Raw genomic sequence first — 19693 nt, forward strand, 5'->3', positions numbered from 1 at the left:
CCAGCGGGCAGGAAGGTCTATACCAACGCTTTTCCTTTGGTTTCCGGTGACAGCAGTGTGGTCGTGAGGCCGACGATGAGAAGGATGACCATGTAGAGAGAGAACATCCATGCCGTTCCGCGTCCTTCGAGCCAGGTCAGCGTGTAGGGGGCAGTGCCTCCGAATATTGCCACCATCAAGGAGTAAGGCACCCCGATCCCCGAAGCGCGCACTTCGGTGGGGAAGAGCTCCGCGAAGTACGCAGGCATGATTCCGACAAAGGCGCCGAGGAAGAACAGTGCGACCGCCATCACGAGTCCCAGACGTAAGGCTGAACCGCCCGCAAGCGCCATCAGCGGGAAAGTCAGGATGAGCATCGCGATGAAGTAGGTAAGGAATATGGGTTTACGGCCGACTCGGTCTGAAAGTTTGCCCCAGAAGGGCAGGGTGAGCATGAAAAAGATGTTGGCGATGACGCTCGCCCAAAGGCCGTCGGTTGCGTCGACGCCTCGGTTGGCAATTGCGAAACCCGGAATTCCGACTGCCCAGGTGTAATAGACGACGGTGACGCCGGCGCTCATCCCTAGGACGCGGATCAAGCTCGACTTGTTCTTACCAAGACCACGAAGGATGTCGAGTGCGGTTCGTCGAGTGCTTGTGCTGTTTTCTGCTTCGAATGCGTCGGTCTCTTCGAGGGTTCGACGGATGTACATTCCGGCGAAAGCGAGGAGGCCGCCGAAAATGAAAGGAACTCGCCATACCCAGTCTCGGAGTGCGCCTTCGCCGACAAGTGATGATCCGGCGGCGCCGATCAGGGATGCCAGGACGATTCCGGCAGTCACCGAGACATACACGCTCGTCGACCACAGGCCCCGCTTTGCGCGAGGGGCTATTTCGGCGACATACGTGTAGGAAGCGGCAATTTCACCGCCATGTGCAAGACCCTGTACAAGTCTGGCAATGAGAAGTATCAGCCCGGCGAAAATGCCGATACTCGCATGTGTCGGCGCCACGCCGATGATGAGGCTGCCACCGGCCATCATCATCATCGACGTGGTGAGCGAGAACTTACGGCCGTAGCGGTCTGCCAACCAGCCAAAGAAGAAGCCGCCGATCGGTCGCATGAAAAACCCTGCAGCGAATATGGCAAGAGTTGCAAGCAACGCGCTCGTTCGGTTCTCGCTGACGAAGAACTGACTTGCGAAGAACGGTGCAAATATCGCGTAGACACTCCAGTCATACCATTCCAAAGTATTACCCACACCAGCGCCCGCCAGTGTTCTCAGGCTGGGCTTCCCGCTCGGTGAGGGATCTTGCATATTCGTGGGTGGAGATGTGTGCTCTGTATCAGGTGTGGACATGACTGTGACTCCGGGAGTGGGTGCGATACTACGCTTTTGGATAGTTGCGGCAGGAAGAAGAGATCCTGCCTACGCCTGGGATGAGCGGGTGTCTTCGACTGAGAGCGACGATCGGCGGACCGCAGCTTGACCGGCAAGACGACCGAAAATCATGCCGCGCAGCACAGACGTACCGCCGGGATATTTCCCGTGGTAGATGCCCGTGCACTCACCGGCAGCGTACAAGCCGGGAATCGCGTTTCCTTGCTCGTCGAGGACCTCCGCATCGGCGTTGGTCGACAGCCCCCCGAACGTGAAGACGATTCCACATTTGATGGGGTACGCGATGTACGGCGCTTCGGAGATGGTCCGTGCCCAATTCGATTTGGCCGGTTCGATCCCATGAGTCTTCTTGCCATCGAGGCTCTTCCAGTCGAAAGTCCCCTCGCCTACTGCGGCGTTGAACTGTTGGACGGTCGCCGTCAGAGCGTCGACGGGCAGTTCCAACGAGGCGGCCAGTTGCTCGATCGTGTCAGCGACGATGGGTTTGACGCTCGTCAGAATTCCGCGAGCACGCGCCTCGATCGAGGTGAATTGCTGGTCGGTGATGAAGTACGCGATTCCGTCTCGTTCTGCCCAGATGGCTCGGGCAGTGCTCTCGTAGATCTCGTCCACGGTGTTGCTGCCTTCGTCGACGAACCGCAGTGCGTCTTTGTTGACGAGGATCCCGTAGGGGAACACCATGACCAGTGATTCCGGTGTGGCACTTCGCGGATCCACCGGTTCGGCGTGGAATCCGTCCCATTCGCCTGAGCGGGCAGCCCCGACGTCGAGAGCCATTTGAATTCCCTCACCTCGGTTGAAGGCGACCCCGGGAGCGATGGGGATCAAAGGTTCTGCGGTTCCTAGTTCGCGGGTCAGGAATTCAGTGTCTCCTTCGAACCCGCCGGAGGCGATGATCACCGAGCTGGCTGAGAGAGTCGAATGACCTGCCGGGCCGATGACGTGGAGCCCGCGTACCTCGCCACTCGCGGTCATGTCCAAGCTTGTGGCGGTGGTGTCGTATCGGAATTCGACGCCCAGTTTTTCCGCAGCAGGGACCAGCGCACCGAGCATTCCTTCACCACCCCCGACCGGCTGGAGACGCTTCCGCGAGCTGTTGATGAAATACGTTGGCAGTCTCTTGAATCGAACACCGAGCCCCTGGATCCATTCCATGGATTCAGGAATCTGCTCGGCAAGTTTTTCGACATACCACCGCGGGGTGCGACCGTCTGAAAAGTCCATGATGTCGGAGACGAATGTCTCGCCTGGATCGTAGACGTCATCGAGCCGGAAGTAGGCTGAGGTCCATTTCGTCAGGCCCCCAGCCTCCTCCCTAGGAGCGCGATCGACCAGAATGACGCGACCCTGTCCTTCGCGCATCTGTTCGGCGGCTGTGATCGCTGCCGAGAGTCCGGCGATACCGGATCCGATAACGATGATGTTGTCAGGACGTTCTTTAGTCGTCGTCATTGACGTTCCCTTCCGGGGTGAAGCGGAGCGAACAATTCACTCACTCTGGTCGAGGTGGGCTGTTCGGCACCTGCTGTTGCTGTTGTGCACGAACATGAGTACTGCAGTTGTCGTCAGGCCCGCGGGTTGAAGGGATCCTTGACGCCCTGTCCGGTATCGACCCACACGCTCTTCTCTTCGGTGTACTCGAGCAACGCGTTGGGTCCGTTTTCGCGACCGACTCCGCTCTGCTTGAACCCGCCGAACGGGGTTGAATACCCGGTCTTGCGGTAGTTGTTGATCCACACCGTTCCGGCCTGCAGTTTTCCTGCCACGCGATGTGCACGTTGGATATTGGTACTCCACACGCCGGCAGCGAGACCGAACTCCGTATCGTTGGCAATGCGAATCGCGTCTGCTTCATCGGTGAAGGGGATGACCGCAGCGATCGGGCCGAACACCTCTTCCCTGGCGATGGTCATGTCGTTGTTGACATCTGCAAACACCGTCGGACGCATGAACAGTCCGTTCTCGAATCCCTCGACGACGGCCGGGACCCCACCCGCAACCAGCTTGGCGCCTTCGTTCTTCGCGACCTCGATGTAGTGCCGGACTTTGTCGTACTGAGCCTGGCAGGCGATCGTGCCCATTTCACTGTCGGAGCTCTGCGGGTCTCCGACCTTGATGCGTTCGGTTCGGGTGACCAGTTCGGCAACTACCTTGTCGTAGATGCTCTCCTGCACCAGAATTCGCGAGCCAGCCATGCAAGTCTGCCCGCTTGCTCCGAAGATTCCGGCGATCAGACCGTTGAGAGCGCTGTCGAGATCAGCGTCCTCGAAGACGATGTTCGGGGATTTTCCACCCAGTTCCAGAGAAACGCTCTTGAGTGACTTCCCGGCGGCCGAAGCGATCGCCTGCCCCGTCGAGGTGGACCCCGTGAACGCGACTTTGTCGACTCCTTCATGAGTGGTCAACGCTGCACCGGGTGCGCCGAGGCCGGTCAACACGTTGAAGACGCCGGCCGGCAAACCTGCCTCAGCAGCGAGTTCGGCGATGCGCAAAGTCGACACCGGGGTGATCTCCGAGGGCTTGGCGATCAGCGTGTTGCCAGCGGCGAGGGCGGGGCCGAGCTTCCACACCAAGAGAAGCAGAGGAGAATTCCACGGCGTGATCGCAGCCACTACACCGAGCGGCTCACGAACGGTGTAATTGATGATGTCTTTGAGATGCAAGGGATTTGTGTTACCTGTCGGCATCTGAGCCAAGCCGGCATAGTAGTTGAAGTACTCGGGCATGAGCCTCGCCTGCCCGGCCATCTCCCGGATGAGCTTGCCGTTCTCGTCAACCTGGAGTTGAGCGATCTCGTCTGCGTTGTCTGCGATCGCCTGCCCGAAACGGATGAGGAACTTCGCGCGATCAGCAGCACGCCAACCGGCCCACTCGCCCTCGAAGGCGCGGCGGGCGCTGGCTACTGCGAGGTCGACATCTTCAGCGCCGGCATCGGGCACCTGGGCCCAGACTTCGCCGGTGGCCGGATTGGTGACATCGATGTACTTCTCTGTCTGGGGGGTGACAAATTTGTTGTCGATGAACAAACCGTACCGAGTCACTCCGATAGGCGTTTCGACGAGCGAGGACAGTGTCTGTGACATGAGTGGCCTTTCTTTCCGAGAACATGCTGAGCGAGGTTGACAACCTCTGGACGGCCGTGTGGTCTGGCTCACCACCACCATATCTAATTGTCCCACAATAGGTCAATAACCTGTTCGCTGTTCGTGTACGGTAGCGAATTGGGGCGGTATCCGACCATCTGATACCTGAGGTGGCGCTCCAGAAGTGCGTGGCGAGATACCGGCCGGACGATCGCGGGACGGTCTGCGCCGTCATCTATCGGGATGGATCAGCTGGAAGCGCGATCGAGAATTTGTCGGGCCCGTGCAGCGACAGGTGCGTCCACGAACTCTCCGCCGGGCAGTGTCGTTGCGCCCTGGTGTGCGCGCGCGAATGCATCGAGCACGTTTTTCGCCCACTTAATTTCACTTTGGGTTGGGGTGAAAGCTTTTGCGATAATGGGTAATTGACGAGGGTGGATCGCGGATTTGCCGAAGAATCCCACCGACCGGGCGTGTTCCGCTTCGTCTTGCAGGCCGGCGTCGTCGTCGAGTTGCCCATAGACACTGTCGATCGGCGGAGCAATGCCTGCTGCACGCGCAGCGAGAACAAGTTGGCTCCGGGCATGCAGAAGGGGGGTCGTTCCCATCCCCACCGACAGATCGCGACGCAGATCCAATCCGCCGAGTGCGAGATAGGTAGATGCTGAAGCATCGGCAATTTCGGGTGCTGCAAGGATGCCGCGGGCAGTTTCGATAGCACAAATGATCGGAAGACCTGGGCAGCGGGACGCCACCCATTCGACGTCTTCAGCAGATTCGACTTTGGGGATCCGTATCCCGTGTGCGTTCTCGGCTACGGCGTCGAGGTCCGCCCTACACGCGTCCGTTCCCACCTCATTCACGCGAACCCAGGCGCGATGCTGCTCCAGTGCCTGAGCGACAAATGTTCGAGCCGCGGTCTTGTCTTGCGGGGGCACTGCATCTTCGAGGTCGAGAATCACTGCATCGGCGCCGGTCTCGAAAGCTTTCCGAACGATACGAGGATTGTTTCCGGGAGCGAACAGGTACGTGCGATGCATGCTCAAACCACCCCGTCGGCGCGAAGGCTAGCCAGTTCGTCCTCGTCCACTCCTGAGAACTGGCCGAAGATTTCGGAGTTGTCCTGCCCGAGTCGACGACCGCCGAACTTGATCTCACCTGGCGTCTTCGACAATCGGAAGAAGAGATTCTGCATGCGAATCGGTCCGAGGTCCTCGTCGGGGCACAGTGTGATTGACTCGCGTTCGGTCACGTGCTCATCTGCGAGCAACTGCTCGACATCGTATATCGGTGCAATTGCGGCACCTGCGGCCGTAAATGCTTCCATCACCTGGTCGAAATCTCGCTCACCTATCCATTTGCCGACGCAGTCGTCCAGGAGATCGGCTCGTGCTGCACGTTCGCCGGCGAAAGAGAACCAGGGTTCAGTCGCGATGTCCGGTCGTCCGACCAGGGTCAGCACTCGTACGGCGACGCTCGTGGCACTCGCCGAGATTGCCACCCAACGGTCGTCAGCGGTCTGATAAGCATTTCTTGGTGCATTGTTCGGTGATCGATTGCCGTGCCTTCCAGGAACAATGCCGAGTTGGTCGTAGACAGTAGGTGCCGGACCCAGAATTCCCAGAAGCGGTTCCAGAAGAGCAAGGTCGATGATTTGACCTTGCCCCGCACGTGCATCCCTGTGATAGAGCGCCATCATGACAGCCAGCGCCCCGGTGACACCGGCGACTCCGTCTGCGAGACCAAATGGGGGCAAGGTCGGAGGGCCGTCTTCTTCGCCAGTTTGGTGAGCGAAGCCGCTCATGGCTTCGGCTAGGGTGCCGAATGCTCGTCGTTTCGAGTAGGGCCCGGTTTGCCCAAAGCCAGTGACACGCAAAATGATTAGATTCGGGTTGATCTCGTGCATGACCTCCGGGCCGAGCCCCCACTCCTCGAGGACGCCGGGTCGAAAATTTTCGACGAAGACATCAGCTTCCTTCAGCAGATCACAAACCAGCTCGCGTCCGCGCGGGGAGCGAAAGTTGAGCGTGATGGTCTTCTTATTGCGCGAAATTACTTTCCACCACAGTCCATGGCCGTCTTTCTGCCAACCGTGGCTGCGTGCCGGATCACCACGGGGATGCTCGACTTTGATGACGTCAGCGCCGTAGTCGCCGAGCAGCATCGCGGCGATCGGCGCAGCGTAAACGAAACCGGCATCGAGAACTCGCAGGCCTGATAACGGCCCGTGAGCAGGCTTTGGAGCGTCGCCGAGTCGCGGAAAATCTGGTGATGAGTCAGTTGGTGGCATAGGACACATTGAAGTGCCGCACAGCCCTCCTTGTCAACCAATTGTCCCACAATAGGGCAATCTAACTGGGTATCAGGTCTTCAGTCAGGGCGGTGGCGGCCGCGTTCCGTATGTGTTGACGCCATAGTCCCGCAGCTCCGGAAGAGTCTCCCGCCTGGATGGCTGCGAGGACTTCTTTGATTTCGTCTCGACTCTTGTCGGGTCGAGATCCGCGCGAAAGCGATCGGGCGCGAAGCCCAGCTAAACGTCCATGGAGCAGCTTTGCCTGTCCGGCGAGTATGCGATTTCCGGTGCCGCGGTACAGCACGTCGTAGAAGTGGTTTTTTGCCAGGATCATCTCCCGGATGTCCCCGGAGTTATGGGCAGCGAACAATACCTCGCCAGCCATGAACAACGCCGTTCGAGTCTCTGAATCGGCCTTGTCGACGAAAAGCTCTACGGCAAAACATTCCAGAGCTTCCCTGAACTCGTAGAGATCCTTCGCGTCTTGATCGGTGATGATCGTGACCATAGGGCCTTTGTGTGGAGGTATTTCGATGAAGCCCTCAGCTTCGAGCTGCCTGCACGCCTCCCGGATCGTATTGCGGGAAACGTCAAGTTCCTCACACAATTCCCGCTCGCTCAACTTTTGTCCAGGGAGCATCCTGCCGCTGATAATCTCCTCCCGAATCGCTTCCACTGCCTGAGCGCGCACCGGGGCCGCCATTCGCGAGATCTGCATCATGCCTCCACTGGTTTTGAACTGCAACACAATTCGTGCGATAGAGAAAGTGTCTTACAGCCGGTCAAGGAATTAGGTCTAATAAGACTATTGTAGGACAACAGACTGGTGGCCGTTCGCAGATGCGGAACCTCAGGGGCCGACGTGGTACGGCGACCCATCGGCTATGTTCCATTGTAGGACAATGCTAGGTTGCAAGCTGGACTGCTTGCGCGATCCTGGCTCCCAAGCGGTCAAGTTCGGACAGTGCGGACCGTGCGGTAATCGCTTGGCCAGGGTCTGCTTACTGTCGGGACGCTTCTCATACGAGGCGAACTTTGACGGCCAGCGCTGACGTTTCGGGGTCGTCGAACAAAGGCAATAGGAGATAATCGTGTTGACCATCGGGCTTTGCGGTGACGGATTCGCCGATATTCGGCGTGTGTTGGGCGTGGCACTGCCCCATGCGAACCTCGTCGAGGTTCAGACAGAGGGTCGCGCATCCTCGCTTCCTCAAGTAGACGTGTTGGTACCTCTCGGGGCGAGGATCAGCGCGGAAATCATGGACACCACCCGGCCTCGACTAATTCAGCAATTCGGTGTGGGCTTACAAGGCGTCGACCTGTCAGCGGCAAAGCAGCGGGGAATACCCGTCGCGAACGTGCCCGCAGCAGACACAGGTAACGCCGACGCGGTAGCAGAGATTGCCATCTTCCACGTGCTAGCACTCCTACGCGACTACAAGTCCTCCCAGCGAAGTGTGATCGAGGGCAAGGTAGGGCAACCGTGCGGCGCAAGTCTTGTGGGCAAGACGGTCACGTTGCTGGGCCTCGGCGCAATTGGCGCCGCACTACTCGCCCGGCTTGACCCGTTCGGAGTACGCACCCTTGCGATAGGCAGGCGCAAATATGCCGATCTTCCCACTCTGTCAACAACTCTGACACCCGAACGCTATTTTCGAATCGATGCCATGAACGAAGCACTGCAACAGACCGATGTGTTGATCGTCTGTTGCCCGCTGACGGAGACGACATGGGGACTCATCAGCACCGACCAACTGGCAGCTATGCCCCCTGGAAGTTATCTGATCAATGTTGGTCGAGGCCACGTTGTTGACTACAACGCACTAAAGCATGCGCTGTGAAGACCCGTCATTTGGCCGGCGCCGGCCTCGATGTTGCATGGACCGAACCTATTGACCCAGACGACCCAATCCTTGCCGAGAACGTCACCGTCACACCTCATATCGGCGGAGTGACCAACGAATCCTATGACGCGATGGCCGAGGCGTTCACCGCAAACGTCCGCAACCTGACGACGGGCAAACCGCTGCAACACTGCACAGTCCGGTAATCGGTGCCGACCAGAAAGCGACTGACCAGGCCCGTTCGACAATGAGATGCCTGGATCTCTGATAGAGCCCTGGCCCAAGCCACCTCGCAGTCCGAGGGGGTGGTCGAGCAATGCTGCGCCACTCTTTCCGTGGCCGACGGGCGTGGGATACCCGATCGACGAGTGCAGTCGCCTTCCGTCGAACCCATGCACTCAAGAGACGGCCGCGTTCGCCTGCAGAGCCGCCCTGCCCTGTTCGTGACTTCCGGTCGAAACGCCCGGCCGGTTCGTACATACTGCGGCGCAGCCATTCCAACCCGCGGGTCTGATTCGATAAGGCGGCGGCGAGGGACAAGAGTGTAAATACAACCGGTCGACACACCACCTCGATGGGGGAAGTGCCATCCATAGGACGATCGACGGCCAAGAATAATTCGCATCGAGGGAGATCTGACCGCGGCACCCATCAACCTCGTTGCTCAACACCACACTGGCAGCACCCATAATCGAGGCTCGATATTCCGCGCGGGCCGGCACACCCGACAGCAACGCCGAAGTGAACCGCCTTGGATCTGATGGAGGCCTAGTTCAAGCCACGTCGCGGTCGGAGGTGGCTGTCGAGCATTGTCGACGGAACTCGTTTTCGTACTCGATGGGCGGTTGGTAGCCGATCGAGGAGTGCAGTCGGCTGGTGTTGAACCAATGAACCCAGGACGCTGTTTCACGTTCGACTTCGGAGCGCCCGGTCCACGACTTCTGCCGGTCGATCAGCTCGGTCTTGTACAGCCCGATCGTCGATTCCATCAACGCATTATCGAGTGCATCGCCGACACTGCCGATCGATCCGGCGATGCCGGAGTCGATCAACGTCTCGGTGAACGCCAGCGAGGTATATTGGCCAGGTTCAACCGGTGGACGCAACACCTCGACAATGGAGGTGTTAGATGGGACGACCATCAGGATGGGCGGCAGCGTTGACCGGGCGAGCGGTGATGCGGTCACCGGGACGTCCCCCGGTACGCAGGGACCTCGAACGGGCATTCTGGTCGCAGATCGTCAAGGGGCTCACCAGCGAGGATGCTGCTATCGCATGCGGCGTGTCGGCACCGGTTGGCACACGGTGGTTCCGGCACGCTGGGGGTATGCCGCCCATTGAGCTGACCCCGGTCTCGGGGAGATACCTTTCCTTCACCGAGCGCGAGGAAATTGCGATGTTGCGAGCCCAGAAGATCGGCGTACGGGAAATTGCGCGCCACATCGGGCGGTCGCCGTCGACGATCTCGCGAGAGCTGCGACGCAACGCCGCCACCCGAAGCGGGCAGATCGAGTACCGCGCCTCTACCGCGCAATGGAAGGCCGACCTCGCAGCGAGGCGCCCGAAGCCGGCGAAGCTCGCAGAGCACGAACGGTTGCGAGAGTACGTGCAAGACAAGCTTTCCGGATACGTCTATGCCAAAGACGGAACAGTGGTCGCCGGACCGGACGTCGCGGGATGGAAAGGTCGAAATAAGCCTTGGCGTCGTGATCGTCGGTGGGCGACTGCCTGGAGTCCGCAGCAGATCTCGAATCGGTTACGTATCGACTTTCCTGACGATACGTCGATGCGTATCTCGCACGAGGCGATCTACCAATCGCTCTATATCGAAGGGCGCGGCGGATTGGAGCGGGAGTTGGTGACCTGTTTGCGGACAGGGCGAGCGTTGCGTAGGCCTCGCGCCCGGGCGCGGCAGCGACCGGCCGGGTTCATCACCGACGAAGTCACCATCAACGCGCGGCCCGAGGAAGTCGCCAGTCGCGACATTGCGGGACATTGGGAGGGGGACTTGATAATTGGATTGAATCGTTCGGCGATCGGCACGGTGGTCGAGCGGACCAGCAGATTCACGGTGCTGCTGCACCTGCCGCGCAAGATCGGATATGGAACGATACCACCCGTGAAGAACGGGCCGGCACTGTCCGGGTACGGGTCGGAGGCTGTCCGTGATGCTCTGACCAAGGCGTTGTTGCCTCTACCGGAGCATCTCCGGCGATCGTTGACCTGGGACCGAGGGAAGGAAATGGCGCGACACGCGGACCTCACCGCGGCCACCGGGATCAGTGTCTACTTCTGCGAACCTTACAGTCCGTGGCAGCGTGGGACGAACGAAAATACGAATGGTCTTCTTCGGCAATATTTTCCGAAGGGCACCGACCTGTCCCGATACGATCGACGTGAAGTTGATGCAATCGCTGACGCGCTCAACAATCGGCCTCGCAAAGAACTCAAATGGCTAACGCCCGCGGAAGTCCTTGCTGAACAAGTATACTCACTCCCACTGGACGGTGTTGCGACGATCAGTTGAATCCGCCTTGCGACCCTGCATCCGAGTGATGGACCAAACCTGTTGCAGTGAAGGCGAAATCACTTATCCTTCGAGTGAAGAGGGCTTGCTCGAGTACACCCGAAACCAGTGGAGTCGCCTTCGTCGTCATCACCCTCCACCCGAGAATCCGTCGGGAGAACACGTCGACGACAAACGAGGTGTACACGAAACCGGCCAACGTCCAGCAATACGTGAAATCAGCAACCCACCACTGATCCGGCCGGGTCGGCGCTCCCCACTGTCGGGCAATCAAGTCCGGGTGTCGAGGGGCACGATCATCGCGTTCGGTGGTCACCGTACGCCGACGGCCACGAATGACCCCGGACGCGCCGCACATCGTCATCAACCGAGCGACCTGATCGCGCCCGATCTCGTGACCAGCGCGTTTCATCGCATGCCAGACTTTTTTCGCTCCGTAGAGGCGTCTGTTTGCCACGAAGAACCCGTGGACGGTGTTCGTGGCGTACGCCTGCTCCAGGGCCGCCGCGGAGATGATGCCGCGTTTCTTGGCGGCGTAGTAGGTGGACGGGGCGATCTTGATGCCGTGCTCTTTGAGTACGGTGCAGATCGGGTCGACCCCGAAGAGGTGGCGGTATTCGTCGATGTACTCAACGATCACCGAAGTCGGCGGTCGACCTCCGCCGCCGCGAAAAACGCCGATGCGGTCTTGAGAATCTCGTTGGCTCTGCGTAATTCGGAGTTCTCGCGTCGTAGCGCTTTCAGCTCCTCGTCGCGGTCAGCCCCCGATGCGGGCACGCTGGAATCGGTGACCGGATCGTTCTTCTCGATCCAGTTTCGGATCGTGGCCGGGTTGATATCGAGCAGGGCCCCGACGTGCTTGCGGGCCGTTACTTTCGGCTCGCCGTACTCCTCGAGCCGGTCGAGATACATCCGAACTGCTCGCTCCCGCGTCTCGGCATCGAACTTCCTTGGTGCACCCATATCTGCATTCTCCTGGTGAGATCACAGTCTCCACCAGTCCCAGGGTGGTTTAACGTAGCCTGTACGCGTGGTGGACAGACAACACGAGAGGTGTTCGCAGCTTCCCTGCCCCGCACTCCGCTGAACATCGCTGACGCCACGGAAGACCTGTTCGCGACATCGGCATCGCCGCTCACACCGCCTACAGCAGGGCTTCCCGGCTAGAGGTGATCGGTGGTGCGTTTGCCGATAGTGGTGCTCAGAGCATCGAGTTCAGCGAGCACAGCGGTGGCTGCCCAAATCTGGTTGCGCTTACTCTCCGAGAGCACTTCGAGCACCCCGACCGCAGTGAGCCGGCCCAGTGCACGATATGTACTCGCGTCGGTGGTTCCTGTGATCTGCTGCGCAGTATCGGCACTGAAAATAGGGGTCTCGAGCAAGGCGTCGATGATCTTCTCATCCGCCGAGTTGCTGCGTGGGCGTGCGAGATCGCGCCAATATCCGGGCAGTTCCGCCAGAGCGCGGGCGGAGTCCTGCGCGGCCTCACTCGAGACGACCGCTGCGCGGGCGACGTACTCGATGAACCCCTCGGCATCACCGGCGCGGTAGCGGGTCAGCTGGTCGAAGTAGCGGCGAGTGTCCGCAAGCATCACCGACGCCAACGGGACCGTGACCCGGCCGGTCAAACCCCGGCGTCGCAGAATGGCGCTGATCAAGGCTCGACCGATACGGCCGTTGCCGTCGGTGAACGGGTGAATGGACTCGAACTGGGCGTGCGCGATCGCGGCCTGCGCGAGAATCGGCAGGTCGGTGCGGTGGACGAACTCCAGCAGATCCGCCATCAGCTCAACGACGAGTTCCGGGGGTGGAGGCACGAATAACGCGTCAATCGGGGTGTAGTCGCTGCCACCGATCCAGTTCTGCACATCACGAACCTCACCGGCATCGCGGGCGGTATAAAAGTCTGGGGCCATCAGCAGCCGGTGCGCGCCGAGCAGCGTATCGAGCGTGATCGGGCCATCACCAGCGGCGTCGACCATCGCAATCAACGCTGTGACGGCAGCGAGCTGAGACTTGGCCTCGTCACTGGCCTTACCTCCCGCCAGGGCCTTGCCGAATGCCCTCCACCCAGCGTCGATATGTTCGATCTTCGACGACGCCACCGACTCGCTACGCAACAGAAAGTCCGACAGCGGCGCCAGGTGCTCACCGAAGCCAGCTTCGAGGCGCACCACGGCGATGACCGCCTCCTCATGAGCCCGAGCAACAACGCCACCCAGATCGCAATCAAGGTCGGCGATCATCGGCGGAATCGACACCTCGACGCTCTCGAGGGTGCGATCAGCACGCGAGCCCTGCCGATGACGCGGATTCCAGTCCCGCGTCTCGGTGCGGTGCGGCGGCCACAACACAGAACTCACTCCTAGGTCGGTAACAAAACGCGAACACCAACCACCTTAACGTACTTTTAACCAACCAAACGTAGTCAAACCGGTCAGTGGAGTACCGGAGCGATGTGCACGCATCCCTTCCAGCCGGCACCGGAAAACACGCCGAACAACACCAAAGAAGACCGCCACCCTGCAGGTTCGGCTTCGGTCATGCAGCAGAATTCACTAGGCGCTTCTCGCGCACCCACACCCGAACTCACTGTCGCTGTTGACAACTCGCCCCACTTTATCGACTGGCCACCACTTACGGCGGTCGGCGTCGCGTCACCTACGTTGATAACCAGCGGGGAATCCGGTCAACAGGGTTTCCGTTCAGCTCATTTCTCCATTGGGCTTGTTTTGGAAGGGACCGGAGTTCCAGAGCACTCGACCAGGCGAGATGCAGCAGATGAATCTCCAGCCCGGCGAGAACGACGCCGAAAATGCGGTCATTCAGTGCCGCAACGGCATTCAACACAGCGGAAATGCAGCCGCTCACAACTAGCAGTCCGGCAAGGACACCGACCGTGATGTGAAGTTTCAGGACACCGCGTCTGTCGACTCGCACCTCACAGCCATCAATCCGATACTTCTCCAGTTCACGCCGACTGTGTTGTTTCGTGCCGAACATCAAGATTGCAAACGCGACAAGTCCACCGGCGAACACCCGCTGCCAGAAACCGGAACCCATAACCATACCGGTGAGGCCGACCAGCAGTGCGCCGTAGCCAACGGCACCAGAAAGTATGAGGGCACAGCGCATCCCGATGACATCGTCATAACTGTCTGCCCGATAGCCGGTGCGTGCAGTGAATCGTCGCCGCTTTTCTGCGGCAGCCGCCGCCGCTCGGTCGGCTTTCAGGCTCTTCTCTGCGGCCCTCAGTTCCGCCTGCGCTCGATCGAGCTCCTCCGCAGCGCGCAGGCGATCCTGGGACTGGTTGAGCAGACCAAGAGCGTGGTCATTGCACGCCGAGACAGTGCCGTCGAGCGAGTACGTGAACAGTGCCATCCCGACTTGATTGGCATACTCGACGGCAGCTGCAGAGTATCCAGCCAACGTGAAAAACAACATCACCTTCGCATGACTGCCTCCACGCGCACCGTATAGCCGTTGAAGATCGGGGCGCCCCGTGGGTTTGCCGTGCAATTTGACTTGCGCCACCGCGTTTACCGCGTCAACGTCGATACCTCCGTCCGCGCCGGGCGCAGTCACGGTGGCGTCCACAAAACCCATCACCCGCATCTGGGTCGCAGCATTCACCTCGGCGTCATACGGCGTCGCGATTGACAATGTGGTCCTCCGGTCTGGCTGGGCATTTGCGCTGACGCTATATCGCAACTCCGACGGGCTCGACACCTGCCCACGCATATACACGGACGTGTAGACCCGAATCGGCTCTCCAAAGCCCGGCACCGGAAGGCCGAGGGTTCATTCGATCAGATGGTCCCAGGCCCCTGTGGGAAACCCCCCGAGCGATCTGCCCGTTACGTCGGAAGTTCGGTGTCACGCAGCGGATCCGTTTCGTAGGCAACGGATTTCCTCGCAGTTCCTGTCCGCACCTCACGTCCTTCTGCCATCTGTTTCAATACCGTCATGACCGATACTCGACGTGACACAAAAACCGAACGCACCGTTGGTGAGAAGGTCCAAGTTCGACGCGACGACAGCGTGGTCGGTGGAACGATTGTCGAGGACTTCGCGGACTCGCTGATTCCCGGCGATCGACTGGGTCGGGACTGGGCGCAACCACATCGGTGGGCGATCGCCCTCGATACGGGTGTTCTGGTATTCGTCGACGACAGCGACCTCGACGACAGCGACACTGCCGCGGCGCGGTGACAGCAATGTCCACGAAGAAGTCGGGGATGCCCTGGTGGATTTCGCCGCGATGTGGGGACCGTTCGACGGCGCACCGTTCGACGAGGTATTCGTCGAATTCGGTGTGGACATGAACGAATACAAGCGTCGACTGTTCGCCCGATTGACCGATCCGGACCGCGCCGGGCTGATCGATCCTGCACTCCGCAGCCGCCTCATCGACTACTCCGTCCACCCGACCGGCACCACACAGCGCCCTCATCGGTAGGGCACCTGCACTTGTCCGCAACCGGCTCGGGAAAGCCGGCTACTGCCCAGCATGGAGTGTCGATCACAGTCTCGGCGCGAGCGCGGGGGCCGTGCGGCTTGGCTAGCTCGAACGCGGAGATCACCCAAGACACTGAGGGCCCGTTCAGCGAGGAACAAGCAAGGCAACAGCACCCATCTCCTTGGCGATGCTCCCCTCGGAGGACACCGACCGTCACTACCCGGCCGCCAATGACCCACATCAGTCAGAACGGCCAGACACCTTGACGCTGCGGTAGCTGCGCAAATACGCGAGCCGGGGCGAAATCGACGATTCTCACCCGTGCAGCAAGTCACCGCTCAGACCAGACATGCACTTGATTTTCGACATCGGGACCCCAGACGTCGACCAGCTGTCATACAAGTCCATCTGGCGCTTGCGACGATCGTCTCGTCGGTACCTCCCAAGATTCTCCAAAAGGTGCACGAAGCCTAACCGCGTGCGGTGCGATCAAATCGTTACTTGAAGCTAACGTTACGTAAGGTTCTAGAGTAGGAAGCGCACATCGATGGGAGGGCATCTTGACCAAGCGGGTATGGCGAGTTGGAGAGTTGGCCCGGGAGTCCGGCGTCACGGTACGGGCGTTGCATCATTATGAGGGGCTCGGGTTGCTAGTCGCGTCGTCGCGAACGTCTGGCGGCCATCGGTGCTATTCGCAGGCCGATGTTCGGCGGCTACATCGCATTGTGGCGTTGCGGAGCTTGGGGTTTCCACTTGAAGACATCGCTGCGGCCTTGCGCGCCGAACCCGACTTGGATCCAGGAGACCTAATTCGGGAGCAATTGGTCCTGATCGAGGAACGCATCGGTCGGGCCACGGTTCTACGGAAACGTTTGCTCGTTGTGCTCGATGGTCTTGACAACGCGGTCGAGCCATCGACATCAGAATTCCTACGATTGATAGAGGAGACCATGACCACTCACCAACCCTTGACCTCAGAAGAATTCGAAAGCCTCAAGCAGAAGCGTGACGAGATCGCGCAGCGGATGGGTTCAGAAGAACTTGAGGAACTCTCGAAACGACGAAAATCCAGCGCCGCGGAAATGAGCCGTGCCGAACACGAGAGGTTAAGTCGCAACCGCGCGCGGATCACTCCGCCCGACATCGAAAACCGCCGCGATCGCAGATAAGTAGGAACCTAACTACTGTCGCCTCGAATTTATGACTGGCAGGACTTTAACGAGTCCTGCCGAGGGCGTTCCCGGGGGCGCCACGGAGGGCCGCCCGGAAGTTTCTGTCGTACAGCAACATCAGGGCGGCATCTCCAATCACTGCCTTCTGTACCCGAGGGTTGCGGATGCCGTCACTGTAGTCGCCAATGGTTTCGATGCACTTGGTAGTTGCTAAGAATCACCGCGCGCACAGTGCTGTGCGCCGTCGACGGAATCTATGTAGAAATTCCCTAATCTCCACTTACCCGTTTACGACGGAATCTTGGGGCAGAATATGGATGGCTGTTCACAGCCGACCTAAGAGCGAGAGCGGATCTGCAAGTGTCGCCGCGACGTCGGCGAGAAATTTGGACCCTTCCTCGCCGTCTACGATTCTGTGGTCGAACGACAATCCGATCGTCGTGACCCATCGTATCGCCAGCTCGTCGCGAATCACCCACGGCTGCTTGCGGACGGATCCGAGACAGAGGATCGCCGCTTCTCCGGGATTTATTATCGGTGTTCCAGAATCAACTCCGAATATACCAATATTCGTAATCGTGAAAGTGCCACCACGTAGGTCGGTTGGTGTCACTGTGCCGTGGCGCGCGCTATGGGCAATATCTCGAATCCCGCGGCACAGTTCACGTAGATCCATTTCCTGCGCGTCTTTTACATTAGGCACAATCAATCCGCGTGGTGTAGCGACCGCTATTCCGAGATTAATATGGTGTTTGGTCACAATTTCTTGCCTGGAGTCGTCCCAGCTAGTGTCCTGCGTTAGAAATTACACCAATTAGTTTATAATCTGTTTCATGTCGCATCGTGGACCTTCGGCTGTTGAAATCACGTTGTCCGTGGCTGAACGTGCCGAGCTGACGCGCAGGGTCGAATCGGGTGGCCGGCGGCAGGCGGAGCGGGCGCGCATCGTGTTGGCCTGCGCCGAAGGTGCGTCGAACGCGGGTGTTGCACGCGAACTCGATCTCACGGTAGCGACATGGCGGCGAAAGTTCGCCGCCGAGCGGCTCGAGGGACTGGCCGATGCCGGGCGAAGTGGGCGCCCGAAGGCGGAATTGGTGTTGAGCGAGGACGAACGAACGCAGCTGACGTCGTGGGCGAGGAGAGCGAAAACCGCTCAGTACCTTGCGATGCGGGCAACGATCGTACTGCGCTGCGCCGAAGGCGGGACGAACAAGCAGGCGGCGGCCGATCTCGGTGTCGACGAGTCGACCGTGAACCGGTGGCGTCAGCGTTTCATTACACACCGGCTCGACGGGTTGGTCGACGAGCCCCGGTCAGGCCGGCCGCCGTCGATCCTGCTCGATCAGGTCGAGGACGTGATCATCGCGACCTTGGAGTCGACGCCCAGCAAGGACACCCACTGGTCCCGGACGTCGATGGCTGCGCACACCGGACTGTCCAAATCAACGATCGGGCGGATCTGGCGCAAGTTCGATCTCAAACCGCACCTGCAGGACTCGTTCAAGCTGTCCACCGACCCGCTGTTCGTCGAGAAAGTGGTCGATGTTGTTGGCTTGTACCACAATCCACCTGAGAAGGCGATCGTGCTCTGCGTCGATGAGAAGTCTCAGATCCAAGCCCTCGACAGGTCACAACCGATCCTGCCGATCGTGCCCGGCACTCCCGAACGGCGCACCCACGATTATCTTCGTCACGGTATTACCAGCCTCTTCGCGGCATTCAACATCGCCGACGGCACCGTCATTTCCGCACTGCACCGTAGGCATCGAGCCGTCGAGTTCCGCAAGTTCCTGATCACCATCGACAAAGCCGTACCCCGTGACCTCGACGTGCACCTGGTGTGCGACAACTACGCCACCCACAACACCGCCGAGATCAAGGCATGGTTGGCCAGGCATCCCCGCTTCCATATTCACTTCACCCCAACAGGTTCGAGTTGGATGAATCAAGTCGAACGCTGGTTCGGACTGCTCACCGACAAGCTCATCCGCCGCGGTGTCCATACCTCGGTCAAAGCCCTCGAAGGCGAGATCACCGAGTGGATCGATACCTGGAACGACAATCCGCGTCCTTTCCGCTGGACCAAGACTGCTGACGAGATCCTCAGATCCCTCGCCGACTACCTCGCCAAGTTCAACCCAACCACGACGAAAACAATCAATAACTAACATGCTTAATTTCTAACGCAGAACACTAGAATTCAGACCAGGAAATTCGTCGAGCGCTGTAAGTGCAGCCTTTGCGGTGAGCGTAAGCGGGGTCAACTTGAGGTCAGAGAATCGAGCGGTTTCTTGTAGATAATCGATCGCCGCCATCGACTCAGTGAGATCGACGGTGACAAAGACGGTCGCATGAGGCGTCGACCGCCAACTGTTCGTCATGGCCTCGGCCGTCCGTCTTCGGTGTCCGCTAGCCCTTAAACGCGATTCGCGTGAAGGGCCAGTTGGTGCGGAGCCGTTATGCTCCGCGTCGCCTCCCGAAGGGGTGACTGCATCCCTACGCGGCGTCGTCCGGAGCTGAAGGCGGCCTATATGAGAATCCTGTTCCCCGACAGTGGATGTAGGTGTGCCCTCAGTCGCGATGTCTCCTACAGAGGGAGGACGGCGTTTGCGTCGTCGCGTCTGCGGGGTAGCGTCTGTTCCGTAGCCGACCAGGACGGCTGCTTTGGGATCGTGGTCTGAATGCATGTCGGTGGAAATCCGAATAATCGGCGAGCCGACGGGAACCGTATCCCCGGGCTCGAAAAGCAGGGCAATCACAGTTCCAGCCAGTGGAGATGGCAGTTCGACTACCGCCTTCGCTGTTTCGACTTCGACGAGGATTTGGTTCAGTCTTACAACGTCCCCGACGGCAACCGACCAGGACACCAACTCGGCATCGTGGAGCCCCTCTCCAAGATCTGGAAGTCGGAACTCTGCTTCCTCTGCCATGTG

Annotated in this window: 16 protein-coding genes, 3 pseudogenes and 1 other annotated feature; of the genes and pseudogenes, 7 read left to right on the forward strand and 12 right to left on the reverse strand. The window is 59.6% G+C overall.

The window, feature by feature from the left end; translation table 11 throughout:
• Positions 1–17 precede the first annotated feature (17 nt).
• The 6 genes from ABH922_RS25470 to ABH922_RS25495 form a co-directional block, all read right to left on the reverse strand.
• Entirely contained in the window at positions 18–1340 is a 1323-nt protein-coding gene (locus ABH922_RS25470) for an MFS transporter (RefSeq protein ID WP_424809843.1), read from the reverse strand.
• 69 nt (positions 1341–1409) lie between these two features.
• Entirely contained in the window at positions 1410–2834 is a 1425-nt protein-coding gene (locus tag ABH922_RS25475) for an FAD-binding protein (RefSeq protein WP_424809844.1), read from the reverse strand.
• A gap of 113 nt (positions 2835–2947) precedes the next feature.
• The gene (locus tag ABH922_RS25480; protein ID WP_424809845.1) at positions 2948–4465 is read right to left on the reverse strand and encodes an aldehyde dehydrogenase; all 1518 of its coding nucleotides are present in this window, start codon (positions 4463–4465) and stop codon (positions 2948–2950) included.
• A gap of 248 nt (positions 4466–4713) precedes the next feature.
• Positions 4714–5505 carry an HpcH/HpaI aldolase/citrate lyase family protein gene (locus ABH922_RS25485; protein WP_424809846.1) on the reverse strand — a complete coding sequence of 264 codons (792 nt, stop codon included), beginning with the start codon at positions 5503–5505 and terminating at the stop codon, positions 4714–4716.
• A gap of 2 nt (positions 5506–5507) precedes the next feature.
• Positions 5508–6755: a CaiB/BaiF CoA transferase family protein gene (locus ABH922_RS25490; protein ID WP_424809847.1), complete on the reverse strand. Its 1248-nt coding sequence runs from the start codon at positions 6753–6755 to the stop codon at positions 5508–5510.
• Between the two features lie 61 nt (positions 6756–6816).
• Positions 6817–7479, reverse strand: a complete 663-nt coding sequence (locus tag ABH922_RS25495; RefSeq protein WP_424809848.1) for a GntR family transcriptional regulator — start codon at positions 7477–7479, stop codon at positions 6817–6819.
• A 370-nt stretch (positions 7480–7849) separates the two neighbouring features.
• Between ABH922_RS25495 and ABH922_RS25500 the strand changes: the two genes are divergently transcribed.
• Together ABH922_RS25500 and ABH922_RS25505 are read left to right on the forward strand one after the other, a co-directional pair.
• Entirely contained in the window at positions 7850–8599 is a 750-nt protein-coding gene (locus ABH922_RS25500) for an NAD(P)-dependent oxidoreductase (protein WP_424809849.1), read from the forward strand.
• The gene (locus ABH922_RS25505) at positions 8596–8808 is read left to right on the forward strand and encodes an NAD(P)-dependent oxidoreductase (protein WP_424809850.1); all 213 of its coding nucleotides are present in this window, start codon (positions 8596–8598) and stop codon (positions 8806–8808) included. The genes ABH922_RS25500 and ABH922_RS25505 overlap by 4 nt, the downstream gene beginning before the upstream one ends.
• A gap of 567 nt (positions 8809–9375) precedes the next feature.
• Here the strand turns inward: ABH922_RS25505 and ABH922_RS25510 are convergent.
• Positions 9376–9684: pseudogene (locus ABH922_RS25510) on the reverse strand (transposase); the annotation flags it as partial.
• Positions 9685–9731: 47 nt separating this feature from the next.
• Between ABH922_RS25510 and ABH922_RS25515 the strand changes: the two are divergent.
• Complete coding sequence (locus ABH922_RS25515; RefSeq protein WP_424809851.1) at positions 9732–11129, forward strand: IS30 family transposase; 1398 nt, start codon at positions 9732–9734, stop codon at positions 11127–11129.
• Between the two features lie 7 nt (positions 11130–11136).
• Here ABH922_RS25515 and ABH922_RS25520 read toward each other — a convergent pair.
• The 3 genes and pseudogenes from ABH922_RS25520 to ABH922_RS25530 all read right to left on the reverse strand — a co-directional run.
• Positions 11137–12092, reverse strand: a pseudogene (locus ABH922_RS25520) (IS3 family transposase); the annotation flags it as partial.
• Positions 11677–11808, reverse strand: a sequence feature (AL1L pseudoknot). (Overlaps the previous pseudogene by 132 nt.)
• A 200-nt stretch (positions 12093–12292) precedes the next feature.
• Positions 12293–13483 (reverse strand): Fic family protein, encoded by a 1191-nt coding sequence (locus ABH922_RS25525; protein WP_424810311.1) that lies wholly within the window; start codon positions 13481–13483, stop codon positions 12293–12295.
• 307 nt (positions 13484–13790) lie between these two features.
• Positions 13791–14792, reverse strand: coding sequence for a restriction endonuclease (locus ABH922_RS25530; protein ID WP_424809852.1), 1002 nt, complete (start codon positions 14790–14792; stop codon positions 13791–13793).
• Between the two features lie 303 nt (positions 14793–15095).
• Between ABH922_RS25530 and ABH922_RS25535 the strand changes: the two genes are divergently transcribed.
• From ABH922_RS25535 to ABH922_RS25545, 3 genes are all read left to right on the forward strand, one after another.
• Positions 15096–15341, forward strand: coding sequence for a hypothetical protein (locus ABH922_RS25535; RefSeq protein WP_424809853.1), 246 nt, complete (start codon positions 15096–15098; stop codon positions 15339–15341).
• A gap of 34 nt (positions 15342–15375) precedes the next feature.
• Positions 15376–15588 (forward strand): hypothetical protein, encoded by a 213-nt coding sequence (locus ABH922_RS25540; RefSeq protein WP_424809854.1) that lies wholly within the window; start codon positions 15376–15378, stop codon positions 15586–15588.
• Positions 15589–16148: 560 nt separating this feature from the next.
• Positions 16149–16757, forward strand: a complete 609-nt coding sequence (locus tag ABH922_RS25545; RefSeq protein ID WP_424809855.1) for a MerR family transcriptional regulator — start codon at positions 16149–16151, stop codon at positions 16755–16757.
• A gap of 328 nt (positions 16758–17085) precedes the next feature.
• On the opposite strand, the pseudogene ABH922_RS25550 reads toward ABH922_RS25545, so the two are convergent.
• Positions 17086–17553 (reverse strand): annotated as a pseudogene (locus ABH922_RS25550) (2-oxo acid dehydrogenase subunit E2); the annotation flags it as partial.
• A gap of 259 nt (positions 17554–17812) precedes the next feature.
• Here ABH922_RS25550 and ABH922_RS25555 point away from each other — a divergent pair.
• A complete protein-coding gene (locus ABH922_RS25555; protein ID WP_424810312.1) occupies positions 17813–18928 on the forward strand; it encodes an IS630 family transposase in 1116 nt (371 codons plus the stop codon).
• Between the two features lie 12 nt (positions 18929–18940).
• On the opposite strand, the gene ABH922_RS25560 is transcribed toward ABH922_RS25555, so the two are convergent.
• A complete protein-coding gene (locus ABH922_RS25560) occupies positions 18941–19690 on the reverse strand; it encodes a biotin/lipoyl-containing protein (protein ID WP_424809856.1) in 750 nt (249 codons plus the stop codon).
• Positions 19691–19693 lie beyond the last annotated feature (3 nt).

Source organism: Rhodococcus sp. 27YEA15 (assembly GCF_049739425.1).
In the GTDB taxonomy this organism is placed as follows: domain Bacteria; phylum Actinomycetota; class Actinomycetes; order Mycobacteriales; family Mycobacteriaceae; genus Rhodococcus_F.

Excerpts from the sequence above, each read along its gene's own strand:
- ABH922_RS25485 (WP_424809846.1), bottom strand. The coding sequence starts at position 5,505 with ATGCATCGCACGTACCTGTTCGCTCCCGGAAACAATCCTCGTATCGTT.
- ABH922_RS25560 (WP_424809856.1), bottom strand. The coding sequence starts at position 19,690 with ATGGCAGAGGAAGCAGAGTTCCGACTTCCAGATCTTGGAGAGGGGCTC.
- ABH922_RS25535 (WP_424809853.1), top strand. The coding sequence starts at position 15,096 with ATGACCGATACTCGACGTGACACAAAAACCGAACGCACCGTTGGTGAG.
- ABH922_RS25490 (WP_424809847.1), bottom strand. The coding sequence starts at position 6,755 with ATGCCACCAACTGACTCATCACCAGATTTTCCGCGACTCGGCGACGCT.
- ABH922_RS25480 (WP_424809845.1), bottom strand. The coding sequence starts at position 4,465 with ATGTCACAGACACTGTCCTCGCTCGTCGAAACGCCTATCGGAGTGACT.
- ABH922_RS25515 (WP_424809851.1), top strand. The coding sequence starts at position 9,732 with ATGGGACGACCATCAGGATGGGCGGCAGCGTTGACCGGGCGAGCGGTG.
- ABH922_RS25495 (WP_424809848.1), bottom strand. The coding sequence starts at position 7,479 with ATGATGCAGATCTCGCGAATGGCGGCCCCGGTGCGCGCTCAGGCAGTG.
- ABH922_RS25475 (WP_424809844.1), bottom strand. The coding sequence starts at position 2,834 with ATGACGACGACTAAAGAACGTCCTGACAACATCATCGTTATCGGATCC.
- ABH922_RS25470 (WP_424809843.1), bottom strand. The coding sequence starts at position 1,340 with ATGTCCACACCTGATACAGAGCACACATCTCCACCCACGAATATGCAA.